Here is a 14,593-nt window from a genome sequence, read left to right as displayed (position 1 = left end):
GTTAGAAGGTGCTTTTGGCCTGAGCTCGGTGCAGCAACACCACAAAGAACGGCACACCAATGATGGCCGTCACCAAGCCTGCCGGAATCTGTATGGGGGCGAACAGCGCGCGACCAAGCAGGTCGGCCAACATCACCAGCAGCGCACCCAGCAGCGCCGTCAGTAACAGGTGTAACCCGACCCCGGCCCGGGCAAGCCGGCGCGCGGCGTGAGGCGCAATCAGCCCGACAAACCCCAGCGGGCCAACCACCGCCGTGGCAATCGCCGCGAGCGCTACCGCCACACTGATCAGTGCATAGCGGACCCGGCGCGCCGATACGCCCAGACCAATAGCGGTATCTTCACCCATCTGCAGCGCCGCCATGGCACGCGACAAACCCAGTGCCAGCGGCAACAGCAGCACCAGCCACAGGCTCAGCATCTGAACGTCCGGCCAACCTGCGGTGTGCAGACTGCCGCTGAGCCAGGCCAGCGCCGATAAGGCGCGCTGAACATCGCCATAGGTCAGCAAGGCTGAGGTAATGGCGGTAATAAACGCCGCCATGCCGATGCCCATCAAAATAAAACGAATGGAACTGCCGCCCTGTCGATTCCAGCTTAAGGCCTGAATCAACGCAGCAACGATCAGCGAACCGCAAAAAGCCGCCCAGGGATACCAACTGCCGGGCAGCTGCGGCCAAACAATGGTCAGCGACACCACGGCCAGACCGGCGCCCTGAGAAATACCCACCAACGCCGGGTCGGCCAGGCCGTTGCGGGTAACGTTTTGCAAGGCAGCGCCCGACATGGCGAGCATGGCACCGACCAGCGCCGCCACCAGGGTTCGCGGAAAGCGGAATTCCCACACCACGATGGACCGGTCCGAGTCAGCATGCAGGCCATTCAGCACCTGCCACACCTCGGCCGGTGACATCGAATAACTGCCCAGCATCAAACTCAGTGCCAGCAGCGCCAGTAATGCCAGACACATCCCGACTAACGCCAGCAAGGGTTGGCGCGGCAGTCGCAATGCCAGGCGTTCATTGGCCAGACGCAGGGTCCAGTAGACGGAAGGGGATGCTTTAGCCATCAGCGCGCCCGCTGCCGAACCAGGTGAATAAACAGCGGCGCCCCGACCAAGGCGGTGACAATGCCAGTGGCGATTTCCTGTGGCCGCAGAATCAGCCGGGCGATGATATCGACACCGAGCAAATAACCGGCGCCGATCAACGCCGAATAAGGCACGATCCAGCGGTAATCCGAGCCGAAAAACAGCCGCACGGCGTGAGGAATTACCAGGCCGACAAAGGCCAGCGGGCCAGCCAGCGCGACGGAACCGGCGGTCAGTGCGACCACACAGAGCAGCGCCTGCACTTTCAGCCAGCCGGTGCGCACGCCCAAACCGAGCGCGACTTCATCGCCCATTGCCAAAATCGTCACCTTGTTGGCCAGCAGCATGGCCAGCGCCAGCGCAATACCCAGCCACGGCAACGCCACCCAGATCAGATCCCGACCGGAACCGGCCAGCGAGCCGACCAGCCAGACACGCAGCTGTTCAAACGAATCCTGATTGAGCAGATGCGCCACGGAAATCAGCGCGGTGAGAAAGGCGGTAATGGCAGCGCCGGCCAGCGTCAAAGTGAGCGGCGTGGCGCCACCGGGTGCCCACTGGGCAATCAGCCAGACCACCAGCGCCGCCACCAAAGCCCCCAAAGCGGCGACCCAGGGCAACCAGAAACCGTCGAGCCAGTTAAAGACGCCAATCACCATGACCACGGCAAAAGAAGCGCCGGCCATCAGGCCGAGAATATGGGGTTCGGCCAGCGGGTTACGCGTCACGCCCTGCAACAAGGCACCGGCGACCGACAGACTGGCGCCGACCAGCACCGCCATCAGCGCACGCGGCAAACGCAACTGACGTACGATGATGTGATCAAACTGACTGGGATCGAAATGCAGTAACGCCTGAAACACCGTACCCAGCGGCACCGGGCGGGCGCCTACGGCCAGATGCCAGGCAAATAAAATCGCGATCACCAACAAACACAGCGGCAAGGCCGACAGGCCCAGCCACAGATGCTGTCGTGATCCGCGGTTGGCGACGGCAGCGGCCGTCATGCGATGCGGGCTCCAACCTCAACGGTCGATGACACCTCGCCTAATGAAGACGGCACACAGAGCAGGCGCTGCGAATGCGGGTCGCGAATCACATGCGCATCGAGATCGAACACCGCCTTCAGGTTGGCGCTGTTAAAGATGGCTTCCGGCGTGCCGGACTGTTCGATGCGGCCGCTGCGCAACATCACCAGCCGGTCGGCATAGGCCGCCGCCAAGTTCAGTTCGTGCAACACCACGACCAGAGTGCGGCCGGTGTCGTGCGCCAGCCGCACCAGCATATCCATTAAATCGACCTGGACTTTCAGATCGAGAAAAGTGGTCGGTTCATCGAGCAGAATCAGATCGGTTTCCTGCGCCAGCACCATGGCAATCCAGCAGCGCTGACGTTGACCGCCGGACAAACCATCGACCGGCCGGTCGGCAAACTCCATCACCTGCGCGGTTTCCATGGCGCTGTTCACCGCCCGCTCGTCGTCACTCGACCACTGGCGCAGCAGGCTTTGATGCGGAAAGCGACCCTGCCCGACCAGTTCACGCACGGTCAGCCCTTCCGGCGCAATCGGCCCCTGCGGCAACAGCCCAAGCTTCTTGGCGACTTCACGCGTCTTGCTGCGATGAATGTCTTCACCATCCAAAATCACCTGCCCCGAACGCGGCGACAGAATACGCGCCAGCGTCTTCAGCAGCGTCGACTTCCCGCTGCCGTTGGGGCCAACCAGAATGGTCACTTCACCATCGGGCACTTCAAAATCGACACCATCGAGAATATTGGCATCGTCATAACCCACAGTCAGGGCTTCGCCATGCAAACGGCTGCCAGTGTTGTGAGAGTTGCGGGAAGAGTTAGCGGTGGAATTCGCAGTCATGGGCACTCTTGGAGGTCAGAGCAGAAGAATATGTAGGAAGGGAATGGTATTGCGAATTGGTTGCATTTTCAAACTTGGTAGCCGGATAAGCGGGCGTGAAAAAGCCGGGCTGGGCCCGGCTTGGATGGCTGTGCTAATGATCACTAATTAAGCGGACGAATTCTTACGCTAATGTGACCGCCTTCGTCGGCCTCATTGTAATAATCAATAATTTGAAACAGGTAGATATCGCCGTTGGAATATTTAGCTGCATAGACGCGAAAATTCGGGTAAATACCGTGGTTACCTATACCAAAAGTTGTCTCGTAAGGGCCGGCATATACAAACCAATCATTATAGGTATCTCCGTAGTCGGGATACGCATTAAAGAACATGTTGCTCTCGTTTTCTTGATCCGTTGCAAAGACTGCACTGGCAAGAGTCGAGACATCTACTGCGTCCACTTGAGACTGAGTCATAGCGTGATCGTCATTCGATGCATCACTATCACTTTTGTCATCAAAAACATATAGCCCTGCAGAGCCATCCCCACTGAATTCACTGTTAAGCAATAACATCGGGGTCTGACCTACACTGAAATACCGCACATCCCAGGTAGTACTGTTACAAGAAACAGTTGAGCCACTGTCAAAGTCAAAACAGGCTTCACTTGGCGTTAAACTATGACTCTGCCACTGAACGGCAGTGCTAGAAAAACTGCTGTCTCCGCTACTTTTTACGAAAAAGTCCGCTTCAACAGTTATCTCATTTGTTGCCCCGTTATAACTAAAGTTAGTGACATTAAGTTTAGCGAAACTGTCACCTTCAGCCGAACGGACTATCCACCAGGCACTCGTATTGGCTGCGAATGATCCAGTATAAAAGTTTGTCCCATCTCGGCCTATGGCCGCATCAATTGCATCTGGTGCAAACGATAATTCTGATACTTCATAATTCGCGTTGAAATGTTCTAGTTCCGAACTCGCAGTAGCATTAAGAAAAACATTCGCCACCGGATCCCCTACGCTATCAAAAAAATCTTCCTGTGGGGCGGCCAGTGCAAGCTCTACTCGACCTGGATTGCTGCGTACATTGGATCCTTCAAAGGCTAAATCCCAATTTCCAGTAGCACTTACTTCACTTTCAGTTTCCAGATTCAAAAAAGCCCATCCAGATGACGCATCCAATACAACATCTACATCACCACCAGCACCACCTGAATCTGAAGAATCAGACGGATTACAACCGGCCAAAGCCACTAAAACCAGCGTAGCTGGAACACCCCATTTAATATGCTGCATAGTTCCTCCGTTATATTTTAAGTGGGCAATTACCCGTTATTTTTTAAGGCGCATAACGCACCCCGACCAAATACTCACGCCCGGTAATGGGCAAAGGATCTTGACTGCGCGCCGTTTCTGACCAGACATCGGTCAGGTTGTCGACGCCAATGGTCAGCGTTATGGCGGGTGTTAATTCGGTGGCCAGTGAGACATCAACCAGGGTGTAGGGGTCGACCGGCTGACTCTCTTCGGCGGCGTAAAATTGCGGCCCGGTATGGGTCAATCGAGTGTTTAAGCGATGCGGTTTAAAGGTGCTGAATTGCCATTGGTGATTCAGGCCAAGGTGATACTCCGGGCGGCGCGCCAGGCGCTCGCCGGTTAGGCTGTCTTCGGCATACAGCCATTGAAATTCAGCTGATAAAGAATGCGATTTCCAGCTGCCATCCAGGCCTAAGTTAATGCCCCAGATATCGGCTTCTTCGACGTTGCTGTATTGGTAATCGGTTATGCCGCCGCTGCTGGATACTTCGCGAGTGCTGATTAAATTCTTAACGTCGCGCACAAAGATTTCGACAGATGCCGGGCCAGCGACCCATTCGGCCTGAGCGCTTAAAGACGTCTCCGGTTCCAGGTCTGGATTACCAATAACGCGATAGCCATGCAGGCTGTGATCGAACAGATAGAAGCGTTCTTTTAAATCCGGAACGCGATAGCCCAGGCCGACGCTGGCGCGAATAAATTGCTGTTCGGATAAGTCCAATCGCGTTGCCAGGTTCGGCGCCCAATGCAGGCCGTAACTGTCTTCCCAATGGCCACGCAAACCGGTGACAATTTCGACCCGCTCACCGACGAACCAATCGTCTTGGACATAAACCTCAACGCTTTGCTGGTCTGCCGGTTCAATTTCTTCGACATCCGCTTGGCCCAACTCTTCTTTGGTTTGACCCAGATAAGCCGCACCGAGTCGAGCACCGACGACCTGATCGCGCGATGCCCAACTGAAAAACAATCGGCTGTCGATGGAAGCGTCCCAGCTTTCATAGGTGCGCGTCAGATCGACCTCTTCGGTTGCCATCTTGTCTTGCTCGGAAACACCACGGCCCAAGCCGCCGGCCAGAATAATTTCAGCCTGGTCGCTTTTGGCGTGGTATTGGCCGGTGAGGTGTTGTTCGAACACCGAGTTTTCGTTGGGGTTGCCGGTCACTGCGTGTTCACCGGGTTGCGATAAATCCCAGCCGCTCCAGCCAAAACCGAGGCTGTGATTCACATCGCCGCGCAGGTCCCAGCGTTCGTCCAGCGACCAGGACAGATCGCTGGCGCTTTGGTCTTCCCAGGTATCGGGTGTGCGATCAAAACCCAGGTCGTAAGACAGCGATGCAGTCGACGCCAATTGCCCACCGATTAAAGGCGTGACCAGCCGGCCATCGACGTCGGTTCGGGTTGGGCCACGGTCGGTACTGGCTTCGGCCTGACGGGTGCGAATACCGACTTCATAGCCCGGCTCTTCCGCCTGACGGGTGATCAACTGCACCACCCCGCCCATGGCTGCGCTGCCGTACAGCGACGACGCATTGGCGGCAACTATTTCAATGCGCTCGACGTTCGCCAGGCGAATGGAACGGGTATCGATATTGGATCGGTTTGCCTGGTTCAAGGGCACACCATCGACCAGCACCAGCACGTGTTTTTCACCCATGCCATTCAGTTGAATCGACTGACCAGTCTGGCCATGCGTCTGAATCAACTGAATACCCGGCACATCGGCCAGCAGGTCTTCGAGCGTGGCTGCCTGGCTGCTTTCAATGGCGTCGCGGCTGATCACCTGCACCGGCACCGGGCTGTCTTCAATCAGGGTTTCGCTGAGCGTGCCGGTGACGACAACGGTGTCGAGCTCTGGCTTATCGGCGCTCTGGAGGCTTTGTTCAGCTTGAACAGCGCCCGTGGCGACCAGCAGTGCGGGCAAGATGGCGCTGCGATAGGCGCGCCCTGACAAGGGTTGGCTGACTCTCTTCATTTCTTTTGATAACCATTTGTAAATGCAAATACTTATCAATTACGATATAGGTACAACCGCACTCTCGTCAACAGAGTTGAGAATCATTCTTAAAAAGAAACTAACCCTTAGAGGCACACCATGATTCACGCTGAACTGGCTCAGGCCTGGGCCAAGCTCAAGGCTGACACCCCCAAACTGCGCATTCGCAATGCTGCCGATCAACTAAACGTCAGCGAACTGGACTTGCTGTTGACCCGTCTGGGCGACGGCGTGACCTGGCTCGACGTCAGCGGTCACCAACTGGCCGGCAAGTTGCCCAAGCTGGGCACGGTGATGGCGCTGGTGCGTAACGATAACGCCGTGCATGAAACCACCGGCGTCTTTGGCGAGCTCAAAGGCGGCGAGCAGACCGGGCTGTTTTTGGGCGCTCAGGACCAGCGGTTGTTCTTCTCGAAATGGGCCTTTGTGGTGGCGGTGGAAGAAGACGAACGCCACAGCTTGCAGGTGTTCGATGCCACGGGCACGGCGGTGATCAAGATCTACCGCAAAGACGCGACCGATGTGGATGCCTGGAATGCGCTGGTGGCCGAATACAGCGCCGAGCTAACTCAGGCCCCGGCGTTGGAAAAAGCAGAGAAGCTGGTGCGTCGCGCCGTGAAAAACGTCGATCAATTTCGCAGTGAATGGAACGCCATTACCGATGTGCATCAGTTCCACGGTTTGCTGAAACGCCATGAAACGGATCGATTGAGCGCCCTGGAAGCCGCCGGTACCGACCTCGCCGAGCGCGTCGATGTCAGCGTCTGCGAAGCCGCCATCACCGCCTGCCGCGACCGTGCCATCCCGCTGATGACCTTTGTCAGCAACGCCGGCGCAGTGCAGATTCACACCGCCGTGCCGCAAAAACTGCTGCGCACCGGCCCCTGGTTCAACATTCTTGATCCGGGTTTCAACCTGCATCTGAGCACCGAAGCGATCGACACGGCCTGGGTAATCCGCCGTCCGACCAGCGATGGTCAGGTTACTTCGCTTGAAGCTTTCGATGCGCAGGGCAACTCCATCGTGCAGTTCTTTGGCGAGCGCCACGAAGGCAATGCCGAACGCGCCGACTGGCGTGCGCTGATGGATGAGCTGACCGCTGCCGAGGTGACTGCATGAAACTGAAATGCGAGCTGGTGTTCGTCGTCGCGGTGTCGTTCTGTGGCCTGGCGCAAGCGGAACGATTGGTCACCATCGATGGTTCGATCACCGAAATTGTTTATGCCCTGGGTGCCGAAGACCGCCTGGTCGGCGTCGACACCACCTCGATTTATCCGCAAGCGGCCACCGAATTGCCGGACGTCGGCTATATGCGCACCCTGTCGGCCGAAGGCATTTTGTCGCTGGCGCCGGAACGCATCATCACCACCGAAGACGCCGGCCCGGCCGATGCACTGGAGCAACTGATCAACGCCGGTGTGCAGATCGATATTCTCGATAACGATCCCAGCCTCCAGGGTCTGAAAACTAAAATTCAGGCGACGGCAGACGCGCTCGGTTTAAGCGACGCCGGCGCTCAACTGGCCGCCGAAGTCGACCGCGAAGTACGCGCTGCGCAGCAGGCGTTGCAGCAAAACATCGGTCGCCTGAACGTTATGTTCGTCATGGACGGTGGCTCGCGTGGTTTTCAGGTCGCCGGCACCGGCACGCTCGCCAACGGCGCTTTGCAAGTGGCCGGCTTCAACAACGCCTTCGGCGATATTCAGGGCTACAAGCCGCTGACGCCGGAAGCCGCCATCGAAGCCAACCCGGATGCCATTCTGGTGTTTCACAGCCAGGACGATTTGGCGACGCTGGCCGCCAACCCGGCCTTGCGCCTGACCGCTGCTGCGGAAAACGGCCACATCTACAGCGTCGATGATATCGACCTGCTGGCCTTCGGTCCGCGTCTGGGCTGGTCGCTGCAACAACTGGCGGAGCGCATGGCCAATCCGTCATGAACACCACGCCGTTTTCGTTAGCCATGGCGGCACTGCTGGCGCTAGCCGTGGTGATGGCATTGGCGATTGGCGCCGTGCCGGTGTCGCTCGATCAGCTCGGTTTATGGTCGCTGCGCTGGTGGCCGGGTAACGCCATCGAATTGCCGCGCCACGTTGAGATTGTGCTCAGCGACATCCGCGCGCCGCGCTTGCTGATGGGCGTTTTGATTGGTGCCTCTCTGGCCATGGCCGGCGCGGCGATTCAGGGTTTGTTTCGCAATCCGCTGGCCGATCCGGGTTTGATTGGTGTGTCCAGCGGCGCGGCCTTGGCGGCGCTGGCGGTGATTGTGCTCGGCAATACACTGCTCGCTGGTTGGATGGCGACCTTGGGTTTTCTCGCCTTGCCACTGGCAGCCTTCGGCGGCGCTTTAGCGGTTACCTGGATTATCTACTGGATCGCCAAACGCACCCCCGGCGGCGGCCAGATCACTACCCTGATTCTCGCCGGTGTTGCCATCACCGCCTTTGCCGGGGCGGTGTCCGGCATTCTGACCTTTCTCGCCAACGACGCCGCGTTGCGTTCTTTTACCTTCTGGAGCATGGGTTCGCTGGCCTCGGTCACCTGGCGTGATCTGGCGGTATCGGCGCCCTGGATTCTGGTATCGCTGATTGCCTTCCCGTTACTCGCACCGGCGTTGAATGTGTTGCTGATGGGCGAAGCCGTGTGCGAACACCTGGGCATCGACCCGCATCGCATTCGTCGGCTGGTGTTTGTGTTTACTGCCCTGGCCGTGGGCGCTGGCGTCTCGGTCGCCGGCATGATCGGTTTTGTCGGTTTGGTGGTGCCGCATCTGGTGCGGCTGTCCATTGGGCCCGACCACCGGGCGTTGATTCCCCTGTCCGGTATCGTCGGCGCTGCCCTGCTCGTCTGGGCCGACATCCTGGCTCGTATCGTGGTAGCGCCGGCGGAGTTGCCCATTGGCATCATCACCTCGCTGATCGGCGGGCCTTTTTTCCTCTATTTATTGCTGCGCCAGAACGATAGGACACTGAACCATGATTGACGCCCGCAACCTTTATTGGCGCGCCGGCAACCGTGCTCTGGTCGATGGCATCGACCTGCAACTGCACCCCGGTGAATTAGTGGCCGTGCTTGGTGCCAACGGTGCTGGTAAGTCATCGCTGCTGAAAATTCTGTCTGGCCAGTGGCCGATGCAGGATGGCGACGTCGAACTGAACGGCCGTTCGTTGCGCAGTTTTTCGCGCGCCGACTTAGCCAAAGTTCGCGCCGTCATGCCGCAATCGAGTCCGCTGCATTTTCCATTTCAGGTCTGGGAAGTAGTGGCACTCGGGCGCACGCCTTACGGTCGTAAACGCAAAGCAGTGGAGAAAAAACTGGCGCTGGAACGGCTGCGTTTAACCGGCACCGACCACCTGGCCGAGCGTTTATTTCCGACGCTCTCCGGTGGCGAAATGCAGCGCGTGCAATTGGCGCGAGTGCTGCACCAATTGTTGTCGTCACCGGCGGAACAGCGCTATTTATTTTTGGATGAATGCACCGCCAGTTTAGACCCGGCGCATCAACACCAGGTGTTTCAATTAGTGCGGCAATTAACGATGCAAAACATCGGCGTGTTCGCCATCGTGCACGACATTAACTTAGCGGCGCAGTATGCCGACAGAGTGTTGCTGATGAAGGCGGGCCGACCTTTGGTGGTCGGCCCGGTGAAGGAAAGTCTCACCCCGGTACGAGTGGCCGAAGCCTTCGCGCTGCGCACTCATCAACTGGCGCATCCGGAAGCGGACTGGCCATTGTTGGTGGCGCAGCGCGAAGCGGTGGAGCCGATTGGCCAGTCTATTTAGCGATCCAAAGAATCATTAGACAGACCAATTAAAGGTGACTTTTTATTCAAACCATTAACTGGAAAACAGACTGCAACCTGACGAAAGCTCGTTAAGCGGAGTTGTGGAAAGATAGGAGAGCTCAGTAAAACAATTCATATCGGGACTTTCGACACAGTAGCCTTGCTGCAGGTGAATATCTGCGATCAGCCCTCGCACATACTGTAAGTCGCTCTGTGTATTCAGAGTGCAGCGGTTCAGCGCGGTCTCCATATGCCGCAACCGTGCCAGGCGCTGGTTCGAGACCAGTAACACCTGATCGAGCCTGAAATCGTTGATTGGATCGTACGGGTTCAGACCCAAAGCGGTATAGGGCAACACTCGATAGATAACACCCGCGTCATCGCTGCTGTCACCGGCAAGGTATAACCGATCCAGCATTTCCAGATGACGTTCTATGCAGGTTCGAAAGTTGGTTGAACAACTGTAGCTTTGGTTGATAAAGCGAGAATGAATATCATCAAATTCTGAGTAATAGATAGTTATTCGATTAATAGAAAAATCATGCAGATACTCATCAATATCAACATCTGTGTATTTAACCAACCCGAATAATGCCTTCACTTTAGTGGTCTTTTTGTAGTACTTCTGTTCTTCCTCACTATCAAATGTCAGCACTATTCGACTGTTCATCAAGGAACCATCTCCTTGAGCCGCAACAAAACCACTGCCACATAGACGACGGAACTCTGGCAACGAATTTTGATACAGGTTCTCTGCCAGGTCAGTTAGCCGATATTCTGAATAACTGGTAAGACCATCTTCTATTTCGCGAAAGTATCGTTCTTCAATTGCTGTGGTACTCTCGTAATAGGAATAATCCAGCTCCACACTCACAGAAGCAGAGACAACAATAACGTTTCCAGCGAGACGACCACTGGCACTGGTTCGGCGATAATCCTCAGCCACATTGCTCGACAGGTTGGCGTTAAACTCAACAAAACCAGCCAGGGGTATTGGCTCGCCTACAGGTTCAATACACTGACCAGTAAGTAGCTCTTGAGATCGAACATCATAGCCACGACCAACGAGCTCTGTGCTACTTTGAGCCCCACCGGATAAGACTAGCAGAAACAATAAAAGCTTTTTCATGAAAAATAGCTGCAGGCATTACCCTGCAGCTCCCATGCAATCAATCAGTTAATGACAACACTGCTGCAATATTCATGGTCCTGCTGGCAGAGCCGATACTGCGATTCGAGTGACGTCACTTCTGATTCAGCCGCCGCAATTTCCGATTGATTCGCCTCCAATACAACCAGTTCGTTCAGGTAGGTTAATGCCTGATCGTATTCACCTCGCAGATGTAGCAATACAGCCAACTGTTTAATTTCATCAGCCCCGCCCAGTGATTCAAAATCTGCAATCCTGGCATTGCGATAAGGCACAGTCGTATATGACAGGATGAATTCATCACCACCGCTATCAAACTGACTGGGGAAGTTGTTAAAAGCGTAGTTGATTGCCGTGGTATACAGCTCAGTACAAGCACTCCAATTACTGGCACGACAACTAACTGCGCTATCACCTACCGCCTGTTGCAACATCTCCGGGCGGCCACCTTGCTGGCTTAAACTCAGCGTAATCCGAACTTCATTCAGGTTAACGCCTTGTTCTTCAGCACCAGCGATATCCAGGTGAAAGCCATTGCTTGAACCCATTTTTAGATGCCCTTTTAGGACATCGATATCGCTCTTTTTCTTAGCGGTCATTGTCAGGTCGAACTTTAATAATCCACCCAATAAAATTGAGTTAACAAATTCATCGCCAATAATATTTGGCGCATTACTGCTGGCAAAAATCGATGCACAACCACTGGTGTCGTAGTGGCCATCTATCAAGGGGCTCTCCGGATCATGTGGTAATAACACACGTCGTCGAGATACGCCTTGATATATAAAGGAGTAGGTAGATGAGTAATCCCCACTAACGGTTCTTCTATCAATTAGACCACCCGCATCTAGGGAGAACCCCCCCAGACTTATACCTACATCTAAACGACCAAAGAGTTCATCGCGCATAGCTTCAATTGATTCATTAGCTAATAGTCTAAAACTTTCTTTAACTGGGCCAAATTCAGATTCAATACCCGATACACACAATATATTAGTTAAGGCATTTCCTGATTTTTTATAGCCCATACCTAGATGTGGTTGCAAAATCATCAGCCTTTCGTTTTGGAACTCCTCTACTTGCAGAACTATACTATTGTTTTCTTCATATATATTAATGGTATCCGAATAGGCTTCTACTGAACACGAGAAAAAAACAAAATATATAAAAACATTCCTGAAACTCATCTTAATTCCCTCTTAAAACCCTACACTGAAAAATATATATTAAAAAACACACAAATATTCGTATGGATTAGAGAATACATCAAACGCATAGGGATAATCTTCTAATTCAGATTCGCCCGGATTCATAAAGTCAAAAGGACGAATAAAGGATTCATATGGAAGATAGCTAACTCCAATTGGCGTTAACCCTATTGATACATTTCCATCAGCATCAAGCGGAAACCATTCAGTCCACTGATCATCATACAAAGGAACCAACACACCTAGTATCGACCACCTAGCTCTTACCCAGCAATTAGAACCTATGTTCGTATAGTTATTTAGTTTTAATTCAATTAAGTCATGCTCATATGTTATTTCGGATAACTGTAAGTTGTCGTCATGAAGATCTATCGATTCTTCCAACACTAACTTCGTAGTTTGAAATGGATCACTACATATTAGCTTTATATCCAAAAACCAGCGTTGAACTTCTTCAACATAACTGCTTCCATCACCATACCAACTATTAGGGAAAAGATAACCAGAAATTGTTCCTACACTTATTAAAACAGATCCATCTGCACCTGAATCAATATAGACAAAATCTTCAACTAACTCGCCGCTTTCATCTTGAATTTCAACACTACAGCTGGAAGCGTTAATAACCTGCCAAGAAAACACCACACCAGCGCTACTTTCGTTTACCGGTCCATTAGTTAAACCAGTTTTGAACGTAACACTCGAACTCTCAATATAAATATCTTCGCTCAAGTAGAACAGCTCATTAAAAGCTTCACTGCTTACAGGAATGGCACTTAAATCAGCACTAATTGAAGAGTTATATATCTCACTTCTGGCCGATTCACAATTTGAACCAATAATAAAGTCATTTCTACATATAGCAGATGCCTTCCGAAACAACTGCTTTGAATAAGAAAGCTTGTCTCTTAGCGCATACAGGTTAGCTCTATATGAATCCGAATAAAATTCATTTGAGTAAAAAATTGCATTTTCCACTAATAATAGCTTTTCCGAGTAAGCCTCATATGCCTGCAGCATCTCTATTAAATAACCTGACTCATCCGCAGCATGTTGGCTTAACTCATCTAGCATCAAACTGGTCAAATTGTAGTTTGCAAACGGGGTTACAAAGTAATTAATTCTTGCCAGTCTAGAAGCATCAAGGTACCCATATTCATCCACTAAACTGTCCTGAAACCCGTCTTTCGCATAGCGGATAATTTCCGTAAATATATCTCTGCATGGACCAATATCGTTCAAGTCACATCGAGCAACAACAGCGGTTCCGTCATTGCCGTTTTCTGCACTCAACGATTCCAGTAGTTTCCTAGGTTCGCCACCCAACTGACGCACATAAACTTCGACAGTAGTGTTTCTTCGAGTGTCCTCAGACAGGTCGTTCAAATTACCGCTGATATCCAGAATACCGCTGCTAATATCCAACATGCCGTTAATCTGCGACTTTTCAGTAGCAGTTCTGGTGGAAATTTTTAGGTTGGCAAAGAGGCTGGCGCCATACGAGATATTAGTCAGCAAGTGGGTGCCCATCGATGCCAGAGTGGAGTTGTCGATATGCTGACTGGTATCAGAAACCAAATCGATCAGGTCTAAACATTCGCTACTGATATGTTCTGGCAAGCCTTCGCTGTTAAACGAATCCACCACCAGACTTTCAACAATTTTTTCCAGCTCATAGCCATATGAGTAAGAAATAGAGGTTTCGCTCTCACTTAATGACCGCGCCAAGCCAGCACCGGCTTCGGCACCTAGTACGCCATCCAGCAGTTCACTGTTGAAACCCGCGCTGATACTGCCAGACAGATACTTGCGTATTTCGCTCTCGGTTAGCCCCTGCTGCAGGACCAATTCCGAGCTGCCGTTCTCCACGGCTTCAACAATGGGACCATTGATACAACGGTAGTGTTGAAATTGACCCGACATGGCATTGAACGGCATCCCTAGATGAACGGTTTCGTCCACTGAGGCAGGCATTTCATGCCCGACACCAAACAAATCCGAAATGTCGGCATTAGCTGTTAATGGTGCGAATGCACCAATACTCCCTAGTAGGGCGCTGATGATCCTTAACTTACTCATCCTTATTTCCCTTGTTGTATGAATACAGTGAGCTCATACAACTATGACAAAAAAACTTACATTGCAAATACAAATCATTATTATTTGATAAGCAATATCTTTAACTTTGATT

12 protein-coding genes are annotated in these 14,593 nt (G+C 53.1%); 4 read left to right on the top strand and 8 right to left on the bottom strand.

All coding sequences use genetic code 11. The features are described 5' to 3' along the window. Position 1: 1 nt before the first annotated feature. From ACXAE6_RS09235 to ACXAE6_RS09215, 5 genes are all read right to left on the bottom strand, one after another. Positions 2 to 1,069, bottom strand: a complete 1,068-nt coding sequence (locus tag ACXAE6_RS09235) for a FecCD family ABC transporter permease (protein WP_475146671.1) — start codon at positions 1,067 to 1,069, stop codon at positions 2 to 4. Then, positions 1,069 to 2,097, bottom strand: coding sequence for a FecCD family ABC transporter permease (locus ACXAE6_RS09230; protein ID WP_475146669.1), 1,029 nt, complete (start codon positions 2,095 to 2,097; stop codon positions 1,069 to 1,071). Before ACXAE6_RS09230 ends, ACXAE6_RS09235 begins: the two co-directional genes overlap by 1 nt. Next, on the bottom strand, positions 2,094 to 2,963 hold the full coding sequence (locus tag ACXAE6_RS09225; RefSeq protein WP_475146667.1) for an ABC transporter ATP-binding protein: 870 nt from the start codon (positions 2,961 to 2,963) through the stop codon (positions 2,094 to 2,096). Before ACXAE6_RS09225 ends, ACXAE6_RS09230 begins: the two co-directional genes overlap by 4 nt. A gap of 143 nt (positions 2,964 to 3,106) precedes the next feature. Beyond that, positions 3,107 to 4,243 carry an HmuY family protein gene (locus tag ACXAE6_RS09220; protein WP_475146665.1) on the bottom strand — a complete coding sequence of 379 codons (1,137 nt, stop codon included), beginning with the start codon at positions 4,241 to 4,243 and terminating at the stop codon, positions 3,107 to 3,109. A 43-nt stretch (positions 4,244 to 4,286) separates the two neighbouring features. Next, positions 4,287 to 6,239 (bottom strand): TonB-dependent receptor plug domain-containing protein, encoded by a 1,953-nt coding sequence (locus ACXAE6_RS09215; RefSeq protein WP_475146663.1) that lies wholly within the window; start codon positions 6,237 to 6,239, stop codon positions 4,287 to 4,289. A 120-nt stretch (positions 6,240 to 6,359) separates the two neighbouring features. Between ACXAE6_RS09215 and ACXAE6_RS09210 the strand changes: the two genes are divergently transcribed. From ACXAE6_RS09210 to ACXAE6_RS09195, 4 genes are read left to right on the top strand one after another with little or no spacing between them, the layout of a single operon-like run. Further along, on the top strand, positions 6,360 to 7,379 hold the full coding sequence (locus ACXAE6_RS09210; protein ID WP_475146661.1) for a hemin-degrading factor: 1,020 nt from the start codon (positions 6,360 to 6,362) through the stop codon (positions 7,377 to 7,379). Next, entirely contained in the window at positions 7,376 to 8,200 is an 825-nt protein-coding gene (locus ACXAE6_RS09205) for a heme/hemin ABC transporter substrate-binding protein (RefSeq protein WP_475146659.1), read from the top strand. Before ACXAE6_RS09210 ends, ACXAE6_RS09205 begins: the two co-directional genes overlap by 4 nt. Continuing rightward, entirely contained in the window at positions 8,197 to 9,243 is a 1,047-nt protein-coding gene (locus tag ACXAE6_RS09200) for a FecCD family ABC transporter permease (RefSeq protein ID WP_475146657.1), read from the top strand. The genes ACXAE6_RS09205 and ACXAE6_RS09200 overlap by 4 nt, the downstream gene beginning before the upstream one ends. Beyond that, entirely contained in the window at positions 9,236 to 10,042 is an 807-nt protein-coding gene (locus tag ACXAE6_RS09195) for a heme ABC transporter ATP-binding protein (RefSeq protein ID WP_475146655.1), read from the top strand. The genes ACXAE6_RS09200 and ACXAE6_RS09195 overlap by 8 nt, the downstream gene beginning before the upstream one ends. 54 nt (positions 10,043 to 10,096) lie before the next feature. Here ACXAE6_RS09195 and ACXAE6_RS09190 read toward each other — a convergent pair whose 3' ends face one another. The 3 genes from ACXAE6_RS09190 to ACXAE6_RS09180 are packed head-to-tail and all read right to left on the bottom strand — an operon-like array spanning position 10,097 to position 14,481. Then, entirely contained in the window at positions 10,097 to 11,173 is a 1,077-nt protein-coding gene (locus tag ACXAE6_RS09190; RefSeq protein ID WP_475146653.1) for a hypothetical protein, read from the bottom strand. Positions 11,174 to 11,217: 44 nt separating this feature from the next. Continuing rightward, positions 11,218 to 12,381 carry a hypothetical protein gene (locus ACXAE6_RS09185; protein WP_475146651.1) on the bottom strand — a complete coding sequence of 388 codons (1,164 nt, stop codon included), beginning with the start codon at positions 12,379 to 12,381 and terminating at the stop codon, positions 11,218 to 11,220. Between the two features lie 39 nt (positions 12,382 to 12,420). Continuing rightward, positions 12,421 to 14,481: a hypothetical protein gene (locus tag ACXAE6_RS09180; RefSeq protein WP_475146649.1), complete on the bottom strand. Its 2,061-nt coding sequence runs from the start codon at positions 14,479 to 14,481 to the stop codon at positions 12,421 to 12,423. Between the last annotated feature and the right edge of the window lie 112 nt (positions 14,482 to 14,593).

It is taken from the genome of Saccharospirillum sp. ABV4_185 (genome assembly GCF_056159245.1).
The sequence above is the reverse complement of the archived record's forward strand: the minus strand, read 5'-3'. Positions and strand labels throughout refer to the sequence as shown.

Bases quoted from the DNA above. Each gene is read 5' to 3' on its own strand.
- ACXAE6_RS09190 (WP_475146653.1), bottom strand. From the start codon at position 11,173: ATGAAAAAGCTTTTATTGTTTCTGCTAGTCTTATCCGGTGGGGCTCAA.
- ACXAE6_RS09180 (WP_475146649.1), bottom strand. From the start codon at position 14,481: ATGAGTAAGTTAAGGATCATCAGCGCCCTACTAGGGAGTATTGGTGCA.
- ACXAE6_RS09185 (WP_475146651.1), bottom strand. From the start codon at position 12,381: ATGAGTTTCAGGAATGTTTTTATATATTTTGTTTTTTTCTCGTGTTCA.
- ACXAE6_RS09220 (WP_475146665.1), bottom strand. From the start codon at position 4,243: ATGCAGCATATTAAATGGGGTGTTCCAGCTACGCTGGTTTTAGTGGCT.
- ACXAE6_RS09230 (WP_475146669.1), bottom strand. From the start codon at position 2,097: ATGACGGCCGCTGCCGTCGCCAACCGCGGATCACGACAGCATCTGTGG.
- ACXAE6_RS09215 (WP_475146663.1), bottom strand. From the start codon at position 6,239: ATGAAGAGAGTCAGCCAACCCTTGTCAGGGCGCGCCTATCGCAGCGCC.
- ACXAE6_RS09225 (WP_475146667.1), bottom strand. From the start codon at position 2,963: ATGACTGCGAATTCCACCGCTAACTCTTCCCGCAACTCTCACAACACT.
- ACXAE6_RS09205 (WP_475146659.1), top strand. From the start codon at position 7,376: ATGAAACTGAAATGCGAGCTGGTGTTCGTCGTCGCGGTGTCGTTCTGT.
- ACXAE6_RS09235 (WP_475146671.1), bottom strand. From the start codon at position 1,069: ATGGCTAAAGCATCCCCTTCCGTCTACTGGACCCTGCGTCTGGCCAAT.
- ACXAE6_RS09200 (WP_475146657.1), top strand. From the start codon at position 8,197: ATGAACACCACGCCGTTTTCGTTAGCCATGGCGGCACTGCTGGCGCTA.
- ACXAE6_RS09195 (WP_475146655.1), top strand. From the start codon at position 9,236: ATGATTGACGCCCGCAACCTTTATTGGCGCGCCGGCAACCGTGCTCTG.
- ACXAE6_RS09210 (WP_475146661.1), top strand. From the start codon at position 6,360: ATGATTCACGCTGAACTGGCTCAGGCCTGGGCCAAGCTCAAGGCTGAC.